Below are 25528 nucleotides of genomic sequence, written 5' to 3'. Positions count from 1 at the left end.
GTGAAAGATAAGTGACAGAAAAATAAAGAATTATTTTGTTTGTTGTTTATTGATTACGTATTGCTCGCCCGTCTGACATAGACGCAGAGAAATGGACTGCTTATAGTGGCTCAAACGCTATGCCTGCCGCTAAGCGGTGTTGTGAGCGAAGTACAATAACTAGAGATACGGATATGAAACAAAAGCAGCTGATTGAAGAATTTAAAACCATCGTTGGGGAAGAAAATGTTCTAACCGACGAGGTTAAAACGAAATATTACCGCTCGGGGTTTCGTTCGGGTAGTGGTAATGCGCTTGCTATCGTGTTTCCTAACACTCTTCTAGAACAATGGAAGATTATTAAACAGTGTGTTGAAGCAAACTGCATCATTATCATGCAGGCGGCTAAAACAGGTTTAACAGAGGGCTCGGCTCCGAGTGGTAATGATTATGATCGCGATGTGGTTGTGGTCAATATTACCAAAATCAAGAAGATTCACTTATTAGATGGTGGTAAGCAGGCGGTTTGCTTGCCTGGTGCGAGCTTACACTCTTTGGAGAAAGAGTTGAAGGCAGTGAACCGAGCACCGCATTCTATCATCGGCTCTTCATCCCTAGGTGCCACTGTGGTTGGTGGTATCGCTAATAACTCAGGCGGTGCGCTAGTTAAGCGTGGTCCTGCTTATACGGAACTGGCGATCTACGCGCAGGTCGATAAGCAAGGCCAGTTACATTTGGTGAACCACCTTGGTATTGAAGGATTAGGTGAAACGCCAGAAGAAATTCTAACAAACCTGCAAGAAGGGAACTTTGACCCAGCGAAGATCATTCATGATGAGCGAATGGCGTCAGACAAAGAATACGATGAACGTGTTCGAGACGTGACTTCTGACATTCCTTCTCGCTTTAATGCCGATGAACGCCGATTATTTGAAGCCAGTGGCTGCGCTGGTAAGTTGGGAGTTTTTGCCGTTCGGGTTGACAGCTACCCAGTACCAGAAAAAGAGCAGGTTTTTTACCTCGGCACCAATGACCCTGCGAAACTAACCAAGCTGCGAAAAGACTTCTTATCTACGTTTGATAACTTGCCTGAGATGGGAGAATACTTGCATCGAGATATCTTCAACATGGCAGAGAAGTACGGCAAGGATGTGTTCTTATCCATCGATTTGTTAGGCACAGATAAGCTGCCAAAAATGTTCGCACTTAAAGCTAAGGTAGAAAACTTCTTAGAGCGCATCCCGTTTGTCAGTAAATATCTGCCAGACACCATTCTGTACTACGCGAGCAAGTTGTTCCCACAACATTTACCAGAGCGAATGCTGGATTTCCGTGACAAGTATGAGCATCACCTGGTAGTGAAAATGAGTGATGGTGGTATTGCTGAAGCACAAAAATACCTCAAAGAAGTTTGGGCTGTTGAAGACGACTGTGATTTCTTCGAGTGTACGCCGGAAGAAGGTAAAAAAGCTTATTTACATCGCTTTGCAGCAGCAGGTGCAGCAATTCGTTACGAGACGATTCACCGAAAAGACGTAGAAGACATCGTTGCACTTGATATTGCATTGCGACGTAATGATGAAGAGTGGCTAGAAACTTTGCCTGAAGAGGTGAGTAAGAACCTTGTTCAAGCGCTCTATTATGGTCACTTTATGTGTTACGTCTTCCATCAAGATTACATTTTCAAAAAAGGGACTGACACGAAGTTGATGAAAAAGCTGATGCTAGAGCACCTCAATAGCCGTGGTGCCAAATACCCAGCAGAACATAACGTGGGTCACTTGTATGAAGCCGAAAACTCGTTGCAGAAGTTTTACCACGAATTAGACCCAACCAATACCTTTAACCCTGGTATTGGTAAAATGGACAAATATAAGCGCAATTGTAACTGCTGTGCGTGATGTGCTGTCTCACCATGATTAATAATCGTTGTTCATCGTTAAAATGATGAGCATAAGATAAGCCCTGATGACACTCGTGACATCAGGGCTTTGTGTTTTGGGTCTTTTTATTGATGACTGGTATCGGCGTTGAAACAGCGACTAAAGAGCACGTACTGCAGCGGCGGCGATGATGCCTGCTGCAATTGCGGGTAGAGGCTTTTTCACGATGAACATGACAACGGCAGTAGAAAACAGTGCTGCTCTAGCACCATTATCCCCCTCTACTGCTAGCGGAGCTAAAAGCGCAACCAGTACGGAACCTGACATCGCAGTAATGAAACGTTGAACCCGTTCGCTAATTGGAATGAATGACATAACATACACTCCGCCCCAGCGGGTTATGAGCGTGACTAAAGCCATAGCGATGATGATAAGCAGTGTGCCACCTAAGGTTGTTTCGATGTTCATGCTTTCTTCTCCTTCCAACAAGCACCCAATACTCCGCCAGTAATGGCGCCAACCACTACGTGGCTATTCTCTGGCAAATACCAATATGCCAACATAGAAGAGGCTGCTGCTATGGCCCAAATTGCAAAGATTCTTAAGTCTTTCGGCCCAGCCACCACCATAGACAGCAGGAAGCATCCCATAACCATATCGAGCCCGAGGCCCACCGGATCTTTGATTGCGCTACCAAAATAAATGCCGATCCAGGTGCCCACAATCCAAAAAGACCACATCGCTAAGCCGCCACCAACAAGCAAGCCAAAGCCGGGTTCTTTTCTACCAAATGCATTGAGTGCCATTGCCCAGTTAGCGTCTGATGCAACCAGCATTACACCGTAACGTTTTGTTGGTGGGAGTTGTCGTAACCATGGATAAAGTGTGGCTCCCATCAAGAGGTGACGAGCATTAATAGCAAATACAGTAATAAGAACTGGAATGAGAGGGACTTCTGCTCCCCACATTTCTAACGTGGCAAATTGTGAAGCACCGGCGAAGACCAGTGTGCTCATCAACATAGTGGGAAATACATCTAGTCCAGTCTGTACCGCAGCAACACCGAAAGCGAGGCCAAATATGACCACGAACATAGAGAGGGGTAAAAGTTGGGTGAATCCGTTCCAGACGTCAAGCCGATTAAATTCGTGCAACTCAGCGGAGGAGCGTTGAAGGTGTTGAGTATTTTCTGTCATAGAGATACCTAGCTAGCAGGCAAAGGGGCAGTGCCATACGAGTGTGTTTGTTATTCTTTTGTAAACTTCATGTTTAACATCAATTAGAGGGGCTTTCAAACACTAAGTGCTATATAAAATTGAGCCATCCAAGCGGCTTTAAGAAACAGAGTGTAGAGAGTCGCACTTGGTAGTGCTAAAGGAGATTAAAACAACAGAAATGGTAAGCTCTGTTTAATTGATAGAATCACGAGCTAGTACAGATTAGTAAATAAGAAAGAAAGCGAGCACGAGGCTCGCTTTTTCGCTCTGTTACGAATAACTGAATAGGTTTATTTTACGTAGACACGAGGGTTCGCGCTTCCCCAAACCGTGTATAGTTCAGGGAAGATGACTTCTGCGTGTTTTTCCATCTCAGCAGCTGAAATCGTTTTGCCTTGTTGGGAGCCAAACAAAACAACTTCAGAACCAGGCTCAACATCTTTGATACCTGTAACATCTACCATTGTGGTGTTCATTGAAGCAACGCCCGCAACTTTTGCACGTTGGCCATTGATCAGAACTTCTGCCGCATTCCCCATTTTTCGTGGGTAACCATCAGAGTAACCAACAGGAATGTTCGCCATTAAGCTTTCTTTGCTTGTTGTGTAGCTACTGTCGTAACCGACTGTGCTATTTTTTGGCAGGTGGTGAACGGATGCCACGCGTGTTTTGAAAGACACGATAGAAGGGTACTCAGGGTTAGTCGGTAGGTCTCCGTATAAAACGCCACCAGGGCGAACCATATCAAGCTGCGCCTCTGGAACATTAAGCGCGGTGTAAGAGTTAGCTACGTGCAGTAAAATGTTGTCGCGTTTTAGATTCGCTTCTTTAATCAGCCATGCAGAACTGTCTTTGAATGAAGCTAACTTTTGGCGCACGTCGTCTGCATTGTAGTTAGGGAAATGAGTCATGATACCAACAATACTAACGCCAGCTTGTTGAGCGATTTCTAGCGCTTCTTTCTTGCCCGCTTCTGTCGTCATATCAACACCATTACGTCCCATACCACCGTCGTTCAGAGCAAGGTGAACTTTGATTTCTTTACCAGCTTTCTCGGCTAGTTTAGACAGTGCTTTAGCTTGCTCTGCTGTGCCTATCAACTCTTCGACATTTAGGTCGATTGCGGCTTCAATCTCGCCAATATCCGCTGAGCGTACACGAATAAGTTGGCCTTTAAAGCCACTGTCGCGAACAGTTTGTGCTTCGGCGTTACTTGCAACGGCAACACAAGGAATTTGTTGCTCGATAATAGTCGGCATCAGGCCTGCGATACCATTGCCGTATGCGTCGGCTTTCATCACGGCGCAGATTTTCGTTTTGCCATCCATGTGCGATTTAAACTGCTCAATATTATCGCGGAACTGACCTAAGTTTATTTCTAGCCAAGCGTTAGCACCTTGAACTTGCTCTGCTTTTGCTGCTGTATTGCTAATTTGAAGAGGAGCAGCAGTAGCTTGCATTACAGGAATCGCGATTGCAGCAGCGATAGTCAGTGATAGTAAGGTTTTATTTAAGCGCATAAAGTCTCCGTACGCGTTTTTTGTATTGGTTATGTTATTGAGTACTTGGGGAAAGTACCTGACGAAGTAAAACGCTCCAAGTGGTGCTTTGGAGCGTTTATTAAGATAGTGATTTAATATATACCTAAATATACCTCAGTGATGACATTCAATTTAAGCAAATCGGGATTGATTTGGTATCTACTAAGGTATCCACTGAGTTTAACTCAGTTTAAAGCGGCTCATTACATCTTTAAGAGAAATGGATAGCTGGCTTAGTTCGCGGCACGCCTGTGCGGTTTGCTCCGAACCTTGCGAGACCTCTTGAGATGCCAAATGTATGTTTTCAATGCTGCGGTTAAGCTCTTCCGCAACAGAGTCTTGCTGGTTACAAGCCGTGGCGATTTGGGTACCCATGTCTGAGATGTCCGAAATCGAATGCTCAATGTCGCTCATCAGCTGTTTTGATTGAATACCTTGCTCTGCACATTCTGAAATACTGGTTCTAGAAAGTTCAGTGGCTGATTTTGCGTCTTTTGCAAGTGATTGTAGCTGCTCAATGATCGAAGTGATTTCACTCGTTGAATCTTGCGTACGGCCGGCAAGAGTTCGAACTTCGTCTGCAACGACGGCAAAGCCACGACCAGACTCACCAGCACGCGCCGCTTCAATGGCTGCATTAAGTGCAAGTAGGTTGGTTTGATCGGCGATGTCGCGGATAACATCCACGATCACGTTAATTTTATTCGATTGCTGTTCAAGCTCTGCTACGGTATCGCCTGCAGCGCCAATTACGTTTGAAACTTCTTGAATCGCGTCAACCATACCTTGGGTTTCACGAACACCGTGTTGTGTGCGGCGGTTTGCTTCGTTAGCTTGGTTCGCTGAGTCTTCAGTGTTACGAGCCACATCGGCTACGGCCGCTTTCATTTCTGTCATTGCTGTTGCGATGTGCGTAATTTGCAGCTGTTGATCTTTCATACCAGACGCAGAAATATCGGAGATTTGGTTCATCTCTTCGACAGCGCTGCTTAACTGAGTAACTGCAGCAATCACGTTATCGATAACTTGGCGTAAGTCATCTTGCATCTTAGTGGTCGCGTCTGCCAGTTCACCAAGCTCGTCATTGCCGATTGCTTTACGGTCAATGTCACTTGATAGATCACCTGTCGCGATGGCATTTGCTTGCTCAACAACAAGTTTAAGTGGGCCACAAATTAGGCGAGTCAGCACGTATGTCATGCCTACCATGATCAGTAGAATAATCACGTTACTTGCAATTGAAGAATTACTCAATCCATTTACAGAGGACAGGATATGAGTTTTGTTGCTATCCATAGCTTCTTTAAGGAGACGGATTAGTTCGCCTAACTCTGAGTCAACCGCTTCGAAAGCAGACAAAGAGTTCGCCAAAATAGGGTGGGCCTTGCTTTTGTCGTTAGCTAGCATCGCTTCATTGTACTGGTCCATAGTATCCAAGTACTTTTTCCACTGACGCATAAGACGCTGGTAAGTTTGCTGCTCTTCGCCAGGCCAGATAGTTTCACCGTAAGCGTTGAGCTCTCTAGTGATCTTTTCGCGTTCTCTAATATTGTTAGAAATTTTAGTTTTGACTTGGTCTGCGTCTTCATAAGTGTACGCAGCAAATTGAGCTCGGCGCCAGCGAGACAAATGATCTCGAATCGAATCGACCCTTTCCATTGCAGGAAGCGTATCATCGGTATAGTTTAAAAGCTCAGATTTGATGCTTTTGAGCTCTGTAGATAAAAACACGCCAAATGCAATGTTGACGATGGCAATGAGTAAAAACGATAGCGATATCTTTTTCGCTATAGAAAGATTCTTGATAGACATTAGTGATATACCTTGTTTTTCTTATGTTGTGTCGCCAAAGTAAACCACATCCTTATATGTGATATATGTCCATTAAATTACTGCAACTCGTGTAACGTACCATTATTTATTGATATTTTCGATAATGAATTGAGCTTTGTTTGAAAATAAAAAAAGTCAATGATTTTATAAAGGTACGACCACATTCGATATAAAGTTATCAGTAACAAAATATGATGTTCTGTACGCAATCGTGCCAAGAGTAGGGAATTAAATTGTTACAGATGTTACAGCGGTGAAAAGATCAGCGTTCATAACGTGATAGTCGCGTGTTTACCTCGAAGCAGTTACGGACACTAGTATGCGTATGACTTCAGGGCTAATGAAAGGGAACGGGTGCTTATTGGTCTAATTGAATGCCAAATGTACTAGTCAGATCGCTTTTTAAGCACTTAAATAAAAAAGATAAAATTTATTGTTGACCAGATAAATTAATCCGTTAAAGTACGCCTCGTTCTCACGGCAAAGGTCGATGAGACAGATGGTGTCTAACCCATCGCATGATTGCGTTGCCCTGGTGGTGGAATTGGTAGACACAAGGGATTTAAAATCCCTCGGCGTTCGCGCTGTGCCGGTTCAAGTCCGGCCCGGGGCACCATCAAAATCTTTGGTGACAGAGATAAAAAATCAGAAAGGCGCCTTGGCAGAGTGGCTATGCAGCGGATTGCAAATCCGTGGACCTCGGTTCGACTCCGGGAGGCGCCTCCACTATTTCGAAAGCCAGTCTTAAATGACTGGCTTTTTTCGTTTTTAGTCCACCTTTTCGTAACCCTTCGCGCTTTCCTAAAGTCTCCCATGTTTTGATCACCATTCAATATTTTTAACGCGCTAATCATTGATTTTATAAATGTTAGACAACTCAATAATTGTATAGTGTGATTGGTGATAGTTTCTCTTCGATTGTAATCCGAACTTTTTGTATTACAGGCAGCAACCTAGCTAGCGTCATAGTTAGCATCGCTTGGTGCGTATATGCAGAAAGGAGGATTCTAGTCCTTAACGTGAGAGAAAAATAATGAAAACATTCAACCTTAAACCTACACTTTTACCCTTAACTTTGCTGCTCAGTTCGCCTGTAATGGCGGCACAAAATGGCACCATGATGCAGTACTTCCATTGGTATGTGCCAAATGACGGTGCACTCTGGACACAAGTTGAAAACAACGCGCCGGCACTATCGGACAACGGCTTCACCGCGTTATGGCTACCGCCCGCCTATAAAGGTGCTGGTGGCAGCAACGACGTCGGTTATGGCGTTTACGATATGTATGACTTGGGGGAGTTTGATCAAAAAGGATTGGTGCGAACCAAGTATGGCACCAAAGATCAGTACCTAAGCGCCATCAATGCTGCCCATAAAAACAATATCCAGATTTATGGTGATGTAGTGTTTAACCACCGTGGCGGTGCGGATGGTAAATCCTGGGTCGACACCAAGCGAGTCGATTGGAACAACCGAAATATTGAACTTGGTGATAAATGGATTGAAGCGTGGGTAGAGTTTGATTTCCCTGGGCGCAACGATAAGTACTCAAACTTTCATTGGACGTGGTACCACTTTGATGGCGTGGACTGGGACGATGCTGGCGAAGAAAAAGCTATCTTCAAATTCAAAGGTGAGGGTAAGGCATGGGATTGGGAAGTGAGCTCGGAAAAAGGCAACTACGATTACCTTATGTACGCTGATCTAGACATGGATCACCCTGAAGTTAAGAAAGAACTTAAAGACTGGGGTGAGTGGTATATCAACATGACTGGTGTTGATGGGTTTAGAATGGACGCGGTGAAGCACATCAAATATCAATACCTGCAAGAATGGATTGATCACCTACGTTGGAAAACAGGGAAAGAACTATTCACGGTCGGAGAGTACTGGAACTACGATGTGAATCAGCTGCATAACTTTATCACCAAAACCTCTGGCAGCATGTCTTTGTTTGATGCACCGTTACATATGAACTTTTATAATGCGTCTAAATCGGGTGGTAGCTACGATATGCGTCAAATCATGGATGGTACGCTGATGAAGGACAATCCAGTCAAAGCGGTTACCTTAGTAGAAAACCATGACACTCAGCCTTTGCAGGCGTTGGAATCAACCGTTGATTGGTGGTTCAAGCCGCTCGCTTACGCGTTTATCTTATTGCGTGAAGAAGGTTATCCATCCGTGTTTTATGCAGATTACTACGGCGCGCAGTACAGTGATAAAGGGCATGACATCAATATGGTCAAAGTGCCTTACATTGAAGAGCTAGTAACACTGCGTAAAGATTATGCGTATGGCAAACAACATTCTTATCTCGACCACTGGGACGTAATTGGTTGGACTCGAGAAGGTGATGCAAAGCATCCACATTCAATGGCCGTGATCATGAGTGATGGACCTGGCGGCTCGAAGTGGATGTATACGGGTAAACCAAGTGCTCGCTACGTAGACAAGTTGGGTATCCGAACTGAAGACATTTGGACTGATGCGAATGGTTGGGCTGAGTTCCCAGTAAACGGCGGATCTGTCTCGGTTTGGGTTGGCGTTGAATAATCCATTCCTGTGATTTTGATACAGAGTAGGCAATTCTTAATAAAACTTTTCAATGAATCAATGTGTTATTTGATATTCATTCGACAAATGAGTAACTTATATTTGAGCATAATCTAGAGGAAGATAAAGAATGGAATCTATTGCTGATGTATTGGTTGTGGCTATTGTGTTCGGTGCCATATTTGGGGGCGGGATAATAAAGTTAATCTTGAACCATCGTAAAGAAGTAAGAGCGTTGGAGATATCTGAACGTAATACGATGAGCCGAGAAGAACAAGATAACCTTAACAAGCAAATTGGTGACTTGAAGCGACGTGTTGAAGTGTTAGAGCGAATTGTCACAGATAACAAATATCAACTTGAAAAAGAAATTGCCTCTCTGTAGATCACCACTTAATCGTAAAGCCGGCGAAGTCCGGCTTTTTCGTGTCTGTACGTCATACCTTTCGGATGTTTAACTCAGCGTTCATCAAAAAAGTCTTTGTCGCGAATGTATTTACTCATAAAGTGATAAGAGAACGGTCGCATTAACCAACTAAATAAGGAGCGCCCAAGCCGTATGAGCGTTGGGGTGTTCTCGTATATTCTCCCGTTATATAACCATAGCATTTTGCCTACATGCCAATACAAAAAAGGTACGGGCGGCATAAAGGTCACGATGTCGATGTCGCAACAAATCCTGTATGTTTTGTGCCCCAAACGGTAGCGTTTCTTAAACGTCCAATCCCCGACAGCGGGCTGTCCGAAAGTGACCACGCGTTTAATGCTTTTTGGGTATTTTTTCTCAATATAGTCAGCAAAAACACTGCCAATCGCGCCACCTGAAGAGTGGCCAGTAATAGTGATTCTTTTCCCCCTGAGAATAAGTGGTACAACGATACCTTCGAGGCGTTCGATCACGGTCAACCCTAACCGATCTTCATTCCGGCTCGGTAAACTTTCTTGGAACAACAGATGATAGAAACCCGCGTGAATGCGATAGTTTAGTCCCAACCTTCGACAGCTTCTCGTCCACATCGCGAAGTTCAACAACCAATCACTGATACTGTGTGAGCCTTTAATCACTACGACCACTTCACTCTGTTTTTTACTCCAGAGCACGCGAATCATAATCTTACCGTGTTCATTTCTAATGACTCGTTGCCCATTAGGATCGAACCCGTATTGAGTTTGCCTGAAGACGCGAGGGTAGGCGAGATTACAAAGCACCGCATAGCGCTCGTATTGGTATCGTTTTAATGGTTTCACGTTAACTTTCTTAGTGGAGCCTAACGGTTGACTGTAATTAATGAATATTAAAAATACATGAACCTTGATTTAGGGTCGGTAGAGATTCTGTGTATTGGTATCGCGAATGAAAGACTCAAACTGGCTTAAATGCGTCAAGATGGTTTGGCGAGAGAGTTCATGATGTTCGCTAAGCACGTTAATTAGCTTTTTCAAAGCCTTACGATCTTGTTTATTGAGATTTGCTGTCTCTTTGAGTTGTGCGAAAAATTCAATTTGACTTGAAGTGTCGTTAAAGTCACCGAGCTTATCTTGCAATAGTTTTAGTTGTTTCACGTTGTTTTTGTGCTGTTGGGAAGGATAGAGCGTGGAAAACCCTTCTAACAGATAACGCAGAGCTTTGCACTTTATCCGCATCGAATGAATCACGCTGTCACGACTTTTGTCCGAGATCTTGCGCCGTGCTTTATCAACTTTTTTAAATTGATCGTAGATTTTTTGGCTTGCGAAGAGTAACGCAGGTACGTTGCTATCCACTGGTTCGTGTTGCGTACTTCGCAGCAGACTATTCCTGACCAAAGTGCAGTGCGTTGTGTATTCTTCTGTAGCTAGCCAACGCGTAACTTTTGCCTGTTCGTAAGCACGTTCGGCTTCGATAAAGCCAAAAAGCTGCTCAAGAGACGATTTGTGGTTTGGGAGCATTTCAATGTATTGTTTTTTGCCCAAGATAAATACGTCCAAATCACGCAGCTTATTTGTTTTCTTCATCATTATTTTTAAATGAGGTTTCAAAATACGCTGTTCAAAAGGAGGGAGCAGTTCGCGAAGTAGTAAGCATAGTGAGCGTATGCGCCTCAGTGTGACGCGATATTGATGTGTAAATTCAGGATCTAAGTCTTCGATGACTCCCAGCTCCAGAGAGCGTGCATAATCAAATTCACTCAGGAAGAAGTAGGGCACTACGAAGTCGAGTTCGGAATCAGTATGTAGCGGTAATTGAAATGATGACTTTCGAAACATGATGAGCGCTTATTTATCCCCTGCGGTACGAGTTAAGTTTATACCCATACTGTCAATTTGTGCGACTTGTCGATTCCTCATTGACATGAAGTGATGAAGCAAAGTAAACGAGAGCAAAGCATGCTGATGTTCTTGTGAGCAAAATGATCGCCCTTTGTTCGTTTGAGTTGGCTTTTTAACCATTTGAATAAAAAAGACTAATTTTTTGTTGACCAGATAAATTAATCCGTTAAAGTACGCCTCGTTCTCACGGCAAAGGCCGCAGAGACAGATGGTGTCTAACCCATCGCATGATTGCGTTGCCCTGGTGGTGGAATTGGTAGACACAAGGGATTTAAAATCCCTCGGCGTTCGCGCTGTGCCGGTTCAAGTCCGGCCCGGGGCACCATCAAAATCTTTGGTGACAGAGATATAAAATCAGAAAGGCGCCTTGGCAGAGTGGCTATGCAGCGGATTGCAAATCCGTGGACCTCGGTTCGACTCCGGGAGGCGCCTCCACTATTTCTAAAAACCGGCCTTGTGCCGGTTTTTTACTATCTGGTATTGTCAAACTATTCTAATACACATTTATTATTGAATAATTAATTTTTGTACAAATACCAACCTCAATTATCAGTTAATCACTCTTTAACAGGTTTTCCTGAATTGCTATCTATAGCGTTATATTATCAATGTGATTTTAGTTCAATATTGAAAATAAAGTTGTGCATATATCCTGCTTGTTTCTCTATATGTCTCTAGTTGATATTGCACTGTATCGCTCAGTCTGTCTTTTAATCGAGTATAAAGCTAGGTGAGCAAAAAACTTTCACCACTTTAATTTAACGTAAATTTAACAATTAAAGATGGATAATATTACTCATGAGTTGTTGAGGTATATTATTAGAATGACTCGCTATTAAGTTAATGAATTTAAAGGTTATAACTTTATGCGATGAAATTGAGATTGTTTTAGTTAAATTTATAATTGTTTGATTTTTAATGATTTAAATTGGCTGTAGTGCAAGTGATTTATTAAAGTCATTGTTGAATACAAAGGTTGTTCATATAAAACAATCATAAGGTTATTTTAAGTAACTGACAAAAATGGATAAATTTATTATTACACAAACTTAACCTAAATTACTTATCACTCTGGTTGAATTTTGACCGGTTGCTTTGCTATGATTCCGGCTCTTATATTTTTGGTGGTTATCCTTTTATAACCATGTTGATGTATATAGGAACATATTTGGCTTTATAGGCTAGGGCATTTTATTGCCTAAAATTTATATGATTTTACCCTACCATTTCTGCTTATATTGGCGGGAAGGTGAACTCGTTATTAAATTAAAATTAGGTGAAGCAGTGATAAAAAATATTAAAATAAATAGAACAACCCTAAATAAAGGGTTGTCATTTTTATTAGTAATATTCGCTTGTTTACAGAGCATCCATTACGCCAGTGCAGCAGGAAATACGACGGGACAGCAAAATACATTGGTTATCCTGCTGAACTTCAAAGAAAACCCAAATGAGCAGCCATTAACTTTGTCAGAAGCAAATAATCTAATCTTTGGTACAGTGAATGACTTCTACCGTGAAAGCTCTTTTGATCAAATGTGGCTGTCTGGGAAAGTCGTGGGTTGGTTTAATCTACCGTTGTCTAATCAGGTTTGTGACTTTACCGCTGTTCAAGATGCAGCGGATCAAGAAGCCATCGCAGCGGGAGTGAAGCTTGAAGAGTACGATCGTATTGTTTACTTGATGACAAAAACGGCATGTGGTGTCGCTGGATCCGCAACTATTGATGGCATGCCTTCACGCGCGCACATCAATGGTGATTTTTCTCCGATGAATATCGCTCATGAGCTTGGACATAACTTTGGTTTGCATCACTCTCGTGCTCTTGATTGTGGCGAGCATACGCTTTCAGACAACTGTACGTTGCGTGAATACGGTGATACCTATGATGTAATGGGTGGTCCAGACATCGGCTATTTGAATACTTTCCAGCGCGAGCGACTAGGATGGCTAGAGGGAGAGCACGCCTCAAAGACACTGGAAGTTACTCAAAATGGTACTTACTCCATCGCGAATTACGAGACGACTAGTGAGCAGCCAGTTACGATAAAAGTACCTCGTGGTACTGATCCTTCTACAGGTGCAAAAAAATGGTTTTACATTGAATACCGCCAGTCTATTGGGTTTGACGACTTTTTAGATGCTCGTTCTTACTCGTTCTATCGTGGGGACGTTACGGATGGCATCATCATTCGAAGCGCTGTAGAAGGTGATGGGCGCAGCAGTAATCTGCTTCACTTTAAAACTGATTCTGAATATCGTGCGGTTTTTGGCCGAAATGACTGGTTTGACCCATCTATGCCGGTCGGTGGTAGCTATACTGACCCAGACTCAGGTGTAACATTGAGTTTGGTGAGTGCAGCGAACGGCATCGCCGAAGTAAGCGTTGTCTTTGACGGCTCTGACAATGGTAATATCGGGACTTGTACTGTTAATGCTCCATCAGTGACTGCGAAAGCTGCAACAAACAATTCGGTTGCAGCCGGCGATGAGGTTCAATATCAGGTCACTATTACCAACAAAGATAGTGCAGATTGTTCAGCGAGCAGTTTTTCTGTAAACGCGTCAGTGCCAACTGGTTGGAAAGCAAGCAGCAATGCAATCACGCTAGCAGCAGGTGAAACCGGACAAGTAATGATATCAGTCGTATCTTCGGTTGAGGCTAGTGATAAAGACTATGCTTTGAAGATGATCGTGACGCACGGAGAAGACTCAAGTCTGCAAACCGCAGCATCCGTGAATTACTCTGTAACCAATGAAATCTCGCCATCACCAGAGCTCGTTGCTGTTGATGATCAGGTGACTATGTCTTCGAAACAGTCGGTGATTATCGATGTGATGGCAAACGATGTTGTTGGAGAGCAAAACTCTGCAAGCGTGGTTTCTTTTACTAGACCAAGTAAGGGGCGACTAGAGCTGTTATCAGATGGCACCCTGCGTTACACACCTGAGAAGAAATTCAAAAATAATGACAGCTTTACCTATACCATAGGTGATGGTCAAAGCAGCTCGACCGCTCAGGTCTCAGTGAAGTTAGAGTCCTCAGCTGGTGGCGATTCTGGCAACTCTGGTAACAATGGGAAAGGTAAGAATAAATAGAACGATATAGTTCGAAAGAAAACGCCTGACGAGTTAACGTCAGGCGTTGTTTTATTAAGTTGTAAGTAGACCTTATTCAGGGCAGTTAACAGGCTCTGGACAAGTTGGACATAGCGTACATTCTGCAGACGCTGTTATCGCTTCTACGACAACATTACCGAAGATAGTTTCACCACTCGCATCCACAGTATCTGTAAACGCTCTGACTTCTTCACCCGGTAATGGAAGGCCTTCACCATCTCCTGGGATTGGCTCGTAGTTACCAGTAAAGTCGTAACACTCAGCAGGCGCAAGCATACCAACCTGGATTGGATTCGAGTCTTTGTTGTCGATTACGACAATGCCGTCAATGGTGACATCGGAGGTATTACATACACTACCACTGTAATTGACTTGAAGACCGTATTCATTAATACCAGTATCTTCAAATCGATTCACGACGACGACACTACAGTCTTTCTCTAGAGACAATGAACCAGGGATGTTTTGGCTTGGGCATTCCCAATCTGCGTTGTCAGAAACCGCTACACCACCACCAGTTTCAAGTGCTGCGCTTACTTCTGCATAGTTAGTGATACCGTTTTGGTCAATAATAAACGAACCATTAAACTCTTGCGTTTGTCCAACGGCGAGCATCGCTAAATTGAACACATGGTCACCAGCAGCCATATCGTTGTCAACGGCTGTAGTGTCTGTTGCCACAACATCATACAATGCAAAGTCACCGGTGTTTTCTACAGTGAGTTTATAGTTGTATTTCAAAGTGTTACCATTGACAACATCACCAAATGTACAAGTTTTAGTGATTTTAATGTCTGGTACGCCTGGTGTGTAACAGAATGAAATATGACTTAAGCCATAGTATCTACCATTTTTCCCTACAGGTGAATGCAGCAAGGCATCATCTTGATACAATAATCCATCTGTAAAGTAGTTATATAGGTTTCCGTCAGGACCACCTTTTACGAAGATAGCTTGCATAATCACAGGGCTATCACCTTGATCCCAACTGAAGGTTTTTGCCCCAGGTTGTTGATCAATAACCACTTCAAGCATGCCATCACCGAAAGTGCCGTCTGTAACTGGCTCAAGCTTGTATTCTATCAAACCATCGATCCCTGGAAGTAATTGTTGACAGGTGTTATTCCCTTCAACAAATATTGGTTGCACGCCTCGGCTTGAAGGGTCGCCAGCGGATGCGTAAACAATTTGAGAGCTCAGCACTAAGCTAACCGCTATGACCCAAGTAAACAGCTTAAACATGCTGCTGATATTGATCGCTGTAAGTATATTCTGGCTACATAAAGTGGAACAACGGTAACTCTTATTGCCCCACCAAGAGTTAAATATGGTTTTCATAAAACCTCCTTGTGTAAGTGGGCTCGCTACGTCCTTGAGCCCACATACGTGATAGTTTTCTCAAAGAGTTAAACTGCGTCGGTTGACTAGCATAGAGTGTTCCATATTTAACCTTTTGTATTTGTTGGTTATTTTTTATTTTTGTACAGAGGGGTGAACAGTTTGTTTATGTTTTCATAAATGGTTGAGCTAAAACTTATTCGCTAAACTACTGAATATGTTTTAGTTAAATGAGTATTCAATTAGATGTGTAAAGGGTGTAACACTATGCAAACAGGTGTTACACATCACCTTCACATTAGTTGGAGCAGGTGAGTAAGCGTCTATTTCATATTCATAGTGGACAGTTTCAATACCGTCGTTTTTGTGCACCTGTCACAGGTGTAAACAATAAAGTGTCAATCTGTAACATTATCCTAGAACACGTATATATCTTTGTTATCGTAGGTTTTTTTGTCTCTTTTGTTTTCTTTCTCTTTCTTTAAAATTGAACACTCTGTTCATTCTCTTCGCTGTTGAAAATATTTAGTTTAATAAAATCATAACCTTAAGTAGTGGCATGCTCTATGCGTTATACAAGCCGAAACGAAAGTTGTATCTCGCTTTCACTCTTTCTTAAAAGGCAATTAATGACATAGGGACCTTCGTCTAGCTTTAGAAGCGTTCTAAGGAGTAGGTTATGAATTCTTGTAAGTCAGGTATCTGGCATACGATGAAGAGCTTTCTTTATGCAATATTTACAAGTTTGCTAATAGGTAGCTCTGCATTTGCAACACCAACAGATGGCGTATTTGAGTTAGAAGCAAATGCTAATGCGATAGATGACTCTGGAGTGGGAGCTCCAGATGACTGGTCAACGCCGCCAAACAGTGGTGGAGCATTAGTATTTAGCTTTGAGAATGACACGGCAACACCGGATACAATCTTTACTGGTGGTAATAAAGACATCAAAGACATACCAGAACTCGGTTGGAAGACTGGGACGGTACTTGATAAAGGGGATATTCTTCATGCGTATGCAGCGGCATACAACATTAATAATGACCTTGTACTCACCTTTGGTGCAGACCGCTTTGGTAACAGCGGTGATGCCTTCTTAGGTTTTTGGTTTTATCAAGACTCAGTCAGTACAAACCCAGACGGTACATTCACTGGTCAACATATTGCTGGCGACCTTTTGATTCAGGTGAATTATTTGCAAGGGGCAAATGAGGGGCCAGAAATTTTGGTTCTTGAATGGGACACAACTTGTGCGAAAGCTGATAACAATAATCCACAAGATGGTCAGTGTGCTGCGACAAACTTACGTTTAAAAGTTAAGACAAATGCACTGTGTTCACCGGGCGCGCAAGATGTGTGTGCTTCAACCAATACAACTGACTCACCTGCACCATGGGCGTATACGCCAAAAAGTGGTGTCGAAAATGTCTTCCCTCCAGAAACCTTCTTTGAAGGTGGTGTAAACCTTACTGAACTTCTACAAACAGACACCTGTTTTAGCTCATTTGCAGCCGAAACAAGAGCATCAAGCAGTATTACCGCTCAGTTGAAAGACTTCGTGGTTGGTGACTTTGAGTTGTGTAGTGTTGATATCACCAAAACATGTAATCAAGCGGTCGTGAATGATACAGAAGATGGTTACGTTTACTCATACAGCGGCGACGTGATTAATGATGGTGTTGGTACGCTATACGATGTTGTTGTAGAGGATTTAGAAGCAGGTACTACACATAGCTTAGGTGCCATTGCTTCAGGTGACAGTGCTTCATACAGCGGCAGTTTTGAAAGTACAAATAACGGTCTAACTAATACAGTAAGAGTCACAGCAGCTGCGACTCCGGGTGGTCAAGCGACCATTACTGATACAGCAAGTGATCCATGTGAGTCATTGAGCTTGTCTCCAATGATTAGTGTAACGAAATCATGTGAAAGCGGCTTCAAACTTACTGAAAACGGTATCATTGCAGAAGTGAGCTTCTCGGGAATGGTATGTAACACAACGCCTGGACTTACTTTAGTGAATGTTTCTGTTGTGGATGACTCAGGTACGCCTGAGGATACTTCTGATGACGTGAAAGTGGTAGATAATATCGAACTCGCTTCGGATCAATGTCAGTCTTATACTGGTAGTTATATCCCAACGGCATTTAGCAATGCAGAAACACAATCTTTCCGTGATACTGTGACAGCGGTTGGTTTCTTGAAAATCGATAATACTCAAGCGACGAATACAGCTTCTGCAGACTGTGACATTTGTCCTGCACCAAGCAACTAATTGACGTCTTGTGAATAAAAAGCCTGGAGTATTCTCCAGGCTTTTTCATATTGAATTGCGTGATTTAGTTCGGTTTCCCTTTACCGTTTCCACCACCATTCCCACCAGAACTCGATTGTAAGGTGATGCTAATCGTCGCGGTTGAAGAAGATTGACCGTCACTGATCGTATAAGTAAATGAATCATTATTCTTAAACTTCTTCGAAGGTATGTATTCAATGGAGCCATCGCTCAGTACACGGGCGCTGCCTTTGTTTGACTTAGCGACCGTAATTGCAAGAGAAGTCGATTGTTCAAATGAGTCATTATTTAACTGTTGGATGCGAACGACGGATTTATCACTGATCGTTACGCTATCATTCACCGCTTCAAGTGGTGACGTTGACTCAGATAACACTGTGTAAGGTAGCTCGGTTTTGGCTGATTGTTCATTTTCAGCATCTATAACGTCAACGGCTATGCTGTAAGAGTTCGGTTGAGCATCGCTGTTTGACGTAACCATGACCGTCGTTTCTGCACTCATGCCGGAAGGAACCGTCAAGGCACTTGCGTCATAATTCCATCCGTCAGGAACGCTTAAAGCTGTTGTATAGGTCGCGTCTGCACATTCTGTATTGTTCTGGTTCGTCACTTTTAGATTATACGCTAATGTTTCTCCGGCATTAGCATCAGAACCTGAAAGTGGGGTTAGAGAGAGTAGAGGCGATGTCGCAACGCATTGCCCTGATTCACCACCAAATATGACACTGACCTGTGCGTTTTGACCATTAGCACTTTCCAAAGTAATCGACACGCCTGTTTTTGGATCGGTGAATGTTCCACCGATTGGAAGAGCGGGGTCTTCCCAGTCATTACTCCCAAATAATTGTCTGAAAGTGGAGTCAGGCTTCATGTGTAGCAAGCGGCTACTTTTAAGATCACCGTCTGTCGCTAGGCGCACAACCACACCTTCTGTCACATCTTGGCGGTATACGATGTACGAACGGTCACGTAAAAAGCTGTCGTAGCCAAGAGCTTGTCGATATTCAACGTAAAACCATTGGCGCTGGCCTGTAATTGGATCGGTACCTCTTGGGATTTTTAAAACTTTTGATGAAGTACTTTCAAAGTCTTCATAGGCATCAATAGAGTAAACACCATCACTAGAAATGATTTGAGCAGGGGAGGTCTGCCACCCTAAGTTTTCCAGTTGGAAGGCGCTAAAGTAACCCATATCGTAGTTACCCATCGTATCGTAGCTATCACCGTACTCTATGACACGGCAATCACCAGCCAACGTACCGTCTTTACAGTCGAGTGCGGAAGCGTGATGCAATCCAAAATTATGTCCTAATTCATGGGCGATAACTCGAGGCTCGAAAACCGCATTTATTGACGCTCTAGAGGGAGTTAATCCTTGACTACCAGAGCCTTCTGATGCACATCCAGTTTTGGTTGTTAAGTAGATAAAACGGTCATAGTTTGATAGTTGATATCCCGCAGTTTCAGCCATTTTGTTGGCTTCCGCAGCTACAGCATCATCATCGCAAATTTGGTTTGATATCGGCAAGGTGAATGTTCCAGCAACATCACCAGTTAGCCAAAGTTGCCCCTGGGACATTTGCGAATAGAAGTCGCTAACGGTATTAAAAACAACATGATGGGCGTCTTCTTTAGAGATCGGGATCTCTTGAGGGTTTTCTTGGAAATTGACGAGTACAACTAATGTTTTTTGTTCACCACTAGCCACTTGCTCAACATAAGCCTCTGATGAAAAAGAATATGCTGGCACGAGGGTTACAAAGCCAAGAGCTAGCAAGCGTAAATTTGACGCAACAAAGCCCAATTGAGGGAGGATGACCTTCTTCAATTTATATACCTACTTAATATTTTGATATTAAATGAAATTACAAATTCATAATGTTTTAAATAAAATAAATAACGAGCTCTACCCAAATAGAACCAGTAATTATCAAGTGTGCATTATGTTTTATAAAGTTTGTTTTATATTTGTGTGTGTTTATTACTTTTAAACACGAGGCAAGATATTAGCAGAAGGGGTGGTTAAAATTCAACCATGCATTTCGGTTTTTATAAGTTCATGAATTATAATGTTTAACTAATTTTTACTGGTGGTTTTTATAAAAATAATAAGAGACAATATTGTATGCAACAAAAGTAGTTACAAAGACAGTAGTAATATTACACCGTGTAGTATGCAACACTCTTAATTGTTTGTTATTTATTTTGTTTTATATATAAATTACTTATTAAAAATAAGATGCTATCAATTCCATAGAGAAAATTGTCAAATTAAAGAAATATTAATTTCAAAAAACAAGAGATTTATTATATCTGGATATAGGCAACGCCATTTTTGCCATTTTTCTTTATCTCATACATTGCATGATCGGCTTTTTGATAAACTTCATTAAACTGTTGTTTTCCTTTATCAAATAGACAAACACCGATGCTCATTCCAATCGTTACTTTATTTAAGTCCTGATTTATCACAGGAATGATGGAACTTAAGAGTCGATCACAAAGTTGAGATATTTCTTCTTGATTTGAATAAGAGCTTAAAACGACAAACTCATCTCCTCCTATGCGTCCAACTTGAGACTTGCTTGGCGCAAGCTCTGTTAATCTATTGGCTATATTAATGAGGAGAGTATCACCAGCATGATGGCCTAGCTGGTCGTTAACTGCTTTAAAATTATCTATATCAACAAACACTAAGGCAGACTGCTGAGACGGCTTGGTTTGAGGTTGATGATTAAAGTTTTCCTCAATTGCTTTTCTATTTAACAGTCCGGTCAATGGATCACTCGAAGCTAACTTAGCCAGTTGCTGCTCATATCGCTTTTCTTTTGTAATATCGATATGAGTGCCCATCATGCGTAGTGGTTCTCCATCAGAACCATACTCGACGATGCGCCCTCGATCGTAGACCCAGCTATCACTGCCGTCTTTATGAATCATGCGATGCACTACCTCATAAAGGTCGGTCTTGCCTGCTAGGTGATCTTCAAATGCACCCACCGCAAGATCGTAATCTTCAGGGTGGAGATTGTTTTTCCATGTTTCAACCGTGGCGGTTAACTCATGGGGCTGATAACCTAGCATTTTGCCCCACTGCATATTGAATATAGTCAAAGTACCCGAAGGAATATGCTGCTCCCACAAACACAGTCCATTACTGTCGAGTGCAGCATTCAACTTTTCTTGTAGTCGCGCATTCTTCCGCTTCAGCTCTTCATTTTCTTTTTCTAAGCAGGCAATTCGAGTTAGATATTCTTCCATTTTGCGCATAATTTACGTCGATTTCGGAGCGACAATATACGAAAAATACTTTGCAATTTCTATGATTGAGCTTGGAGATATAAGTATTGAATATGCGGTAAATAATAAAGAATCGGTGATGTTACTTAAGAGCAGCAAAGTAAATACTTGGAAAAAAGAAGGAAATAGGGGGTAAGCGAGGGGCTCTCCTGGTGCAAAGTCTTAAATGGAGGCCTTTGCACCGGGACTACTGAGGGTTAGCGGTTTAGTGCACCACAACGCTCAGGCTGGTAGGTGATATCGACAATTTCAATTGTCTTCACTTGATTATTTGGCATTGGCCATTCAAGTTTTTGGCCGACAGACAAACCGATCAGTGCGCTGCCTACGGGCGCAAAAATAGAGATATCATCACTGCTTTTCAGTTCAGAAGGGTAAACCAGTGTCTTTGTCATGGTTCTATCTTCACCTGAAAATTTAAACTCTACAGTCGAGTTCATCGTGACCACGTTATCTGGCATTTGTTCTGGCTCAAGAACTGTTGCTCGGTCGAGCTCTGCTTCTAATTCCACAAGCTCCGCTGCGATGTTTGGCATTTTATCCAACAAGGCTGTGATTCGGTTCATATCTAAGCTTGAGATGTAGATAGAATTGTTTTCTGACATTTTATGACTCCCAAATAAAAGGCCGCCTCACAAAAATGGGACGGCACTCTATATGTCAATTACGGTATCAATCATATGGACGCTATTCCATATGAACTAAACCTGATTTTAGTCTTTATAGTGCGACTTAGCTAGTAAAAAATTTTTGTTGTGAAGCTTGATTTTTCTAAATCTTTCAATCACTTCAGATATTGTTCTCTGATCACCTTGAAACGGTGAAGTCAAGTGAGTGAGTCGTTTAGAAGCAAAGCAGGATTTATCGTAGGTGTGCTCGGTTTCGATGGTCAGCCTAACTTCATAAAAGCAAAACGGTATAGTCCGTTGCTAACATGGCTTCGGTTATCTCAGTTTGTTAAAACTACCAATATCCGTTAATAAATTACTTTTTATTTCGCAATAGTCAGATAAATACGTTCATCTACCCCTTTAGGGTAGTTTGAAATTGTAATTGATTTACATCATGTATTAATTTTCTTTCACAATTAACAATGAGCTCAGTGATAAGAACCTAACCCTTAGGAATTATAATGAGCAAGTTGAAGCTAGTAGTCATCGGTAACGGTATGGTAGGGCACCGTTATATTGAAGACTTAGTCGAGAAAGCTGATATGTCTAATATGGACATTACGGTTTTCTGTGAAGAACCTCGTGTCGCATACGACCGTGTGCACCTTTCCTCTTACTTTTCTCACCATACTGCAGATGAACTTTCTTTAGTAAAAGAAGGCTTCTACGAGAAACACGGTATTAACATGCTGATCGGCGAACGCGCGATCAACATCAACCGTGAAAACCGCATTGTTTACTCAAGCACTGGTCGCGAAGTTCAATACGACAAGCTGATTCTTGCTACTGGCTCATTCCCATTTGTTCCACCTATCAAAGGTCACGAAAGCAAAGACTGTTTTGTTTACCGTACTATCGAAGATCTTAAAGCGATCGAAGCGTGTGCGAAGAAGAGCAAATCAGGCGTTGTTGTCGGTGGTGGTCTGCTAGGTCTTGAAGCAGCAGGCGCATTGAAAGCACTGGGTGTAGAAACGCATGTTGTTGAGTTCGCACCGAAGCTAATGGCTGAGCAACTTGACCTTGCTGGTGGTAACCAACTTCGACAAAAGATCGAGCGTATGGGCGTGAACGTTCACACTAGCAAAAACACGCTTGAGATTGCGCCAGAAGGCACAAACGCACGCAACGTTATGCGTTTTGCTGACGGCTCAGAGCTAGAAACAGACTTCATCGTATTCTCTGCAGGTATTCGTCCACAAGACAAACTAGCACGCCAAATGGAGCTGGAAGTGGCACCTCGTGGCGGTGTTGCTATCAACGACCATTGTCAGACTTCTGATGAGAACATCTACGCTATCGGTGAGTGTGCGTCTTGGAACGAAATGTTCTACGGCCTTGTTGCTCCTGGCTACAAGATGGCGACAGTTGCCGTTGATCACCTACTAGGTAACACAGAAAGCAAATTCGAAGGCGCTGATATGTCTGCGAAGCTGAAACTTCTAGGTGTAAAAGTAGGTTCAATTGGTGACGCGAACGGTCGTACTGAAGGCTGTAAGAGCTACGTTTATCAAAACGAAGAGCAAGAAGTTTACAAACGTCTTATCGTTTCTAAAGACAACAAGAAACTGCTTGGCGCGGTTATGGTTGGCGACACCTCTGACTACGGCGACCTGCTTCAACTTATGCTGAACGAAATCGACCTACCAGAGCACCCAGATGCGTTGATCCTTCCTGCACACGCAGGCGCTGAGAAACCAGCACTAGGTGCAGATGCTCTACCAGAAAGCGCAGTGATCTGTTCTTGTTTCGACGTGACAAAAGGCAAGATCGCACAGGCGGTTGCTGATGGTAATCATACGCTTGCTGACATCAAAGCAGTGACTGGCGCAGGTACAGGCTGTGGTGGTTGTATTCCTCTAGTGACGTCTGTTCTAAATGCTGAGCTTGCTAAATCTGGTATCGAAGTGAAGAACGACGTCTGTGAGCACTTTGCATACTCACGCCAAGAGCTGTTCCACCTAATCCGTATTGAAGAGATCAAAACGTTTGATGAGCTTCTAGAGAAATACGGTAAAGGTTACGGCTGTGAAGTTTGTAAACCACTGGCTGGTTCTATCTTGGCTTCTTGCTGGGGTGAGCACATTCTTAAGCCACAACTGGTTAAGCTGCACGACACGAACGATAACTTCCTAGGTAACATCCAAAAAGACGGTACTTACTCTGTTATCCCACGTATGGCGGGTGGTGAAGTAACACCTCAAGCACTGGGTGCGTTAGCGAACGTTGCAGCAGAATACAACCTATACACCAAAGTAACCGGTGCTCAACGTATTGGTCTGTTTGGTGCTCAAAAAGACGATCTTCCAGAGATCTGGCGCAAGCTTATCGACGCTGGTTTCGAAACAGGTCAAGCGTACGCAAAAGCCCTTCGTATGGCGAAGACCTGTGTTGGCTCAACGTGGTGTCGTTACGGCGTTCAAGATTCTGTTGGTCTGGGTTCTTACATCGAGAACCGTTACAAAGGCATTCGTACACCTCATAAGATGAAGTTCGGTGTTTCTGGCTGTACTCGTGAGTGTGCGGAAGCACAAGGTAAAGACCTTGGTATTATCGCGACTGACGCAGGTTGGAACATGTACGTATGTGGTAACGGTGGTATGAAACCTCGTCACGCAGACCTACTTGCAAGTGACCTAGATAAAGAAACACTAATCAAGTACATCGACCGCTTCATGATGTTCTACATCCGTACTGCTGCGCCACTACAACGCACATCAGTTTGGATGGAAAACATGGAAGGTGGCGTTGACTACCTACGCGAAGTGATTGTTGAAGACAAACTTGGCATCAACACTCAACTAGAAGCTGATGTAGCGAAGCTTGTAGACGAGTACGAGTGTGAGTGGACTGCGACCATCAACGACGAATCACAACTGACTCGTTTCGCGCACTTCATCAACTCTGACAAGCGCGATGAAAACGTTGTGTTTGTACAAGAGCGTGAACAGCACCGCCCTGCAACCTTCACGGAAAAACATCCTGAAGCGAAAGGCGACATCCTACACGTAGCGATCACTGAAGCATAAGGGAAGGTTGATTATGTCATTTGAAAAGATTTGCCAAATCAGCGACATCGTACCGGGCACAGGTGTTTGTGCACTGGTTGATGGTCAGCAAGTTGCGGTATTCCGCCCAACACAAGCAGAAGAAGTGCTGGCGATCAGCAACACAGACCCGTTCTTCCAATCAAACGTGCTTTCTCGCGGTTTGATCTGTGAGCACCAAGGCGAGCTTTGGGTGGCTAGCCCACTTAAGAAGCAACGCTTTAACCTGACAACAGGTGCGTGCATGGAAGACGAGCGTTTTAGCGTGAAAGCGTACAAAACCCGCGTAACCAACGGCGAAGTAGAAATCTCTGCGTAAGCTTGGTTTTCATTCCCTCCTCTTAGGGGGAGGGAATGAACTGAAACCTAGATTCAATAGACAAAGGCTTTCCAAGCATCATCTCAGGGGAACAGGGAAGCGAGGTGTTGTAGACAGCGT

The 25528-nt window shown here is 43.1% G+C and carries 17 protein-coding genes and 4 tRNA genes; 11 read left to right on the top strand and 10 right to left on the bottom strand.

Annotation, left to right across the window (positions count from 1 at the left end; genetic code table 11):
* Window positions 1–173 precede the first annotated feature (173 nt).
* Window positions 174–1880 carry a D-lactate dehydrogenase gene (dld, locus tag KI742_RS05100; RefSeq protein WP_285384898.1) on the top strand — a complete coding sequence of 569 codons (1707 nt, stop codon included), beginning with the start codon at window positions 174–176 and terminating at the stop codon, window positions 1878–1880.
* Between the two features lie 141 nt (window positions 1881–2021).
* On the opposite strand, the gene KI742_RS05095 is transcribed toward dld, so the two are convergent.
* From KI742_RS05095 to KI742_RS05080, 4 genes are all read right to left on the bottom strand, one after another.
* Window positions 2022–2330 (bottom strand): AzlD family protein, encoded by a 309-nt coding sequence (locus KI742_RS05095; protein ID WP_017820198.1) that lies wholly within the window; start codon window positions 2328–2330, stop codon window positions 2022–2024.
* Window positions 2327–3058 carry an AzlC family ABC transporter permease gene (locus KI742_RS05090; protein WP_054865294.1) on the bottom strand — a complete coding sequence of 244 codons (732 nt, stop codon included), beginning with the start codon at window positions 3056–3058 and terminating at the stop codon, window positions 2327–2329. The genes KI742_RS05095 and KI742_RS05090 overlap by 4 nt, the downstream gene beginning before the upstream one ends.
* Before the next feature lie 311 nt (window positions 3059–3369).
* Window positions 3370–4599: an alanine racemase gene (gene alr / locus KI742_RS05085; RefSeq protein ID WP_172563840.1), complete on the bottom strand. Its 1230-nt coding sequence runs from the start codon at window positions 4597–4599 to the stop codon at window positions 3370–3372.
* 201 nt (window positions 4600–4800) lie between these two features.
* Window positions 4801–6432: a methyl-accepting chemotaxis protein gene (locus KI742_RS05080; RefSeq protein WP_053303666.1), complete on the bottom strand. Its 1632-nt coding sequence runs from the start codon at window positions 6430–6432 to the stop codon at window positions 4801–4803.
* Between the two features lie 550 nt (window positions 6433–6982).
* Here KI742_RS05080 and KI742_RS05075 point away from each other — a divergent pair.
* From KI742_RS05075 to KI742_RS05060, 4 genes are all read left to right on the top strand, one after another.
* A tRNA-Leu gene (locus KI742_RS05075) sits at window positions 6983–7069 on the top strand.
* Between the two features lie 36 nt (window positions 7070–7105).
* A tRNA-Cys gene (locus KI742_RS05070) sits at window positions 7106–7179 on the top strand.
* Window positions 7180–7486: 307 nt separating this feature from the next.
* On the top strand, window positions 7487–9010 hold the full coding sequence (gene amyS / locus KI742_RS05065) for an alpha-amylase (RefSeq protein ID WP_285384897.1): 1524 nt from the start codon (window positions 7487–7489) through the stop codon (window positions 9008–9010).
* Between the two features lie 130 nt (window positions 9011–9140).
* Complete coding sequence (locus tag KI742_RS05060; protein WP_005375990.1) at window positions 9141–9395, top strand: hypothetical protein; 255 nt, start codon at window positions 9141–9143, stop codon at window positions 9393–9395.
* A gap of 74 nt (window positions 9396–9469) precedes the next feature.
* On the opposite strand, the gene KI742_RS05055 is transcribed toward KI742_RS05060, so the two are convergent.
* Together KI742_RS05055 and KI742_RS05050 are read right to left on the bottom strand one after the other, a co-directional pair.
* Window positions 9470–10258 carry a lipase gene (locus tag KI742_RS05055; protein ID WP_005375991.1) on the bottom strand — a complete coding sequence of 263 codons (789 nt, stop codon included), beginning with the start codon at window positions 10256–10258 and terminating at the stop codon, window positions 9470–9472.
* Between the two features lie 69 nt (window positions 10259–10327).
* The gene (locus KI742_RS05050) at window positions 10328–11257 is read right to left on the bottom strand and encodes a CHAD domain-containing protein (protein WP_285384896.1); all 930 of its coding nucleotides are present in this window, start codon (window positions 11255–11257) and stop codon (window positions 10328–10330) included.
* A 301-nt stretch (window positions 11258–11558) separates the two neighbouring features.
* Between KI742_RS05050 and KI742_RS05045 the strand changes: the two genes are divergently transcribed.
* The 3 genes from KI742_RS05045 (at window position 11559) to KI742_RS05035 (ending at window position 14419) form a co-directional block, all read left to right on the top strand.
* Window positions 11559–11645: transfer RNA gene (locus KI742_RS05045), tRNA-Leu, on the top strand.
* Window positions 11646–11681: 36 nt separating this feature from the next.
* Window positions 11682–11755 (top strand) — tRNA-Cys (locus KI742_RS05040).
* A 981-nt stretch (window positions 11756–12736) separates the two neighbouring features.
* Complete coding sequence (locus tag KI742_RS05035) at window positions 12737–14419, top strand: Ig-like domain-containing protein (protein WP_262902076.1); 1683 nt, start codon at window positions 12737–12739, stop codon at window positions 14417–14419.
* Window positions 14420–14491: 72 nt separating this feature from the next.
* Here KI742_RS05035 and KI742_RS05030 read toward each other — a convergent pair whose 3' ends face one another.
* Window positions 14492–15778: a hypothetical protein gene (locus KI742_RS05030; RefSeq protein ID WP_151515534.1), complete on the bottom strand. Its 1287-nt coding sequence runs from the start codon at window positions 15776–15778 to the stop codon at window positions 14492–14494.
* A 679-nt stretch (window positions 15779–16457) separates the two neighbouring features.
* On the opposite strand from KI742_RS05030, the gene KI742_RS05025 reads away from it, so the two are divergent.
* On the top strand, window positions 16458–18053 hold the full coding sequence (locus KI742_RS05025; RefSeq protein WP_167416012.1) for a DUF11 domain-containing protein: 1596 nt from the start codon (window positions 16458–16460) through the stop codon (window positions 18051–18053).
* Window positions 18054–18117: 64 nt separating this feature from the next.
* Here the strand turns inward: KI742_RS05025 and KI742_RS05020 are convergent, their stop codons facing one another.
* The 3 genes from KI742_RS05020 to rnk all read right to left on the bottom strand — a co-directional run bounded on the left by KI742_RS05020 (window position 18118) and on the right by rnk (window position 21979).
* Window positions 18118–19902, bottom strand: coding sequence for an Ig-like domain-containing protein (locus KI742_RS05020; protein ID WP_285384894.1), 1785 nt, complete (start codon window positions 19900–19902; stop codon window positions 18118–18120).
* A 479-nt stretch (window positions 19903–20381) separates the two neighbouring features.
* Window positions 20382–21335, bottom strand: a complete 954-nt coding sequence (locus KI742_RS05015; RefSeq protein WP_285384912.1) for a sensor domain-containing diguanylate cyclase — start codon at window positions 21333–21335, stop codon at window positions 20382–20384.
* A 236-nt stretch (window positions 21336–21571) separates the two neighbouring features.
* Window positions 21572–21979: a nucleoside diphosphate kinase regulator gene (rnk, locus tag KI742_RS05010; protein ID WP_005376048.1), complete on the bottom strand. Its 408-nt coding sequence runs from the start codon at window positions 21977–21979 to the stop codon at window positions 21572–21574.
* A 527-nt stretch (window positions 21980–22506) separates the two neighbouring features.
* Between rnk and nirB the strand changes: the two genes are divergently transcribed.
* Complete coding sequence (gene nirB / locus KI742_RS05005; RefSeq protein WP_262638437.1) at window positions 22507–25071, top strand: nitrite reductase large subunit NirB; 2565 nt, start codon at window positions 22507–22509, stop codon at window positions 25069–25071.
* A 13-nt stretch (window positions 25072–25084) separates the two neighbouring features.
* Window positions 25085–25408: a nitrite reductase small subunit NirD gene (gene nirD, locus KI742_RS05000; RefSeq protein ID WP_005387969.1), complete on the top strand. Its 324-nt coding sequence runs from the start codon at window positions 25085–25087 to the stop codon at window positions 25406–25408.
* Window positions 25409–25528 lie beyond the last annotated feature (120 nt).

Source organism: Vibrio sp. D417a (assembly GCF_030248595.1).
GTDB classification, from domain to species: domain Bacteria; phylum Pseudomonadota; class Gammaproteobacteria; order Enterobacterales; family Vibrionaceae; genus Vibrio; species Vibrio alginolyticus.
The sequence above is the reverse complement of the archived record's forward strand: the minus strand, read 5'-3'. Positions and strand labels throughout refer to the sequence as shown.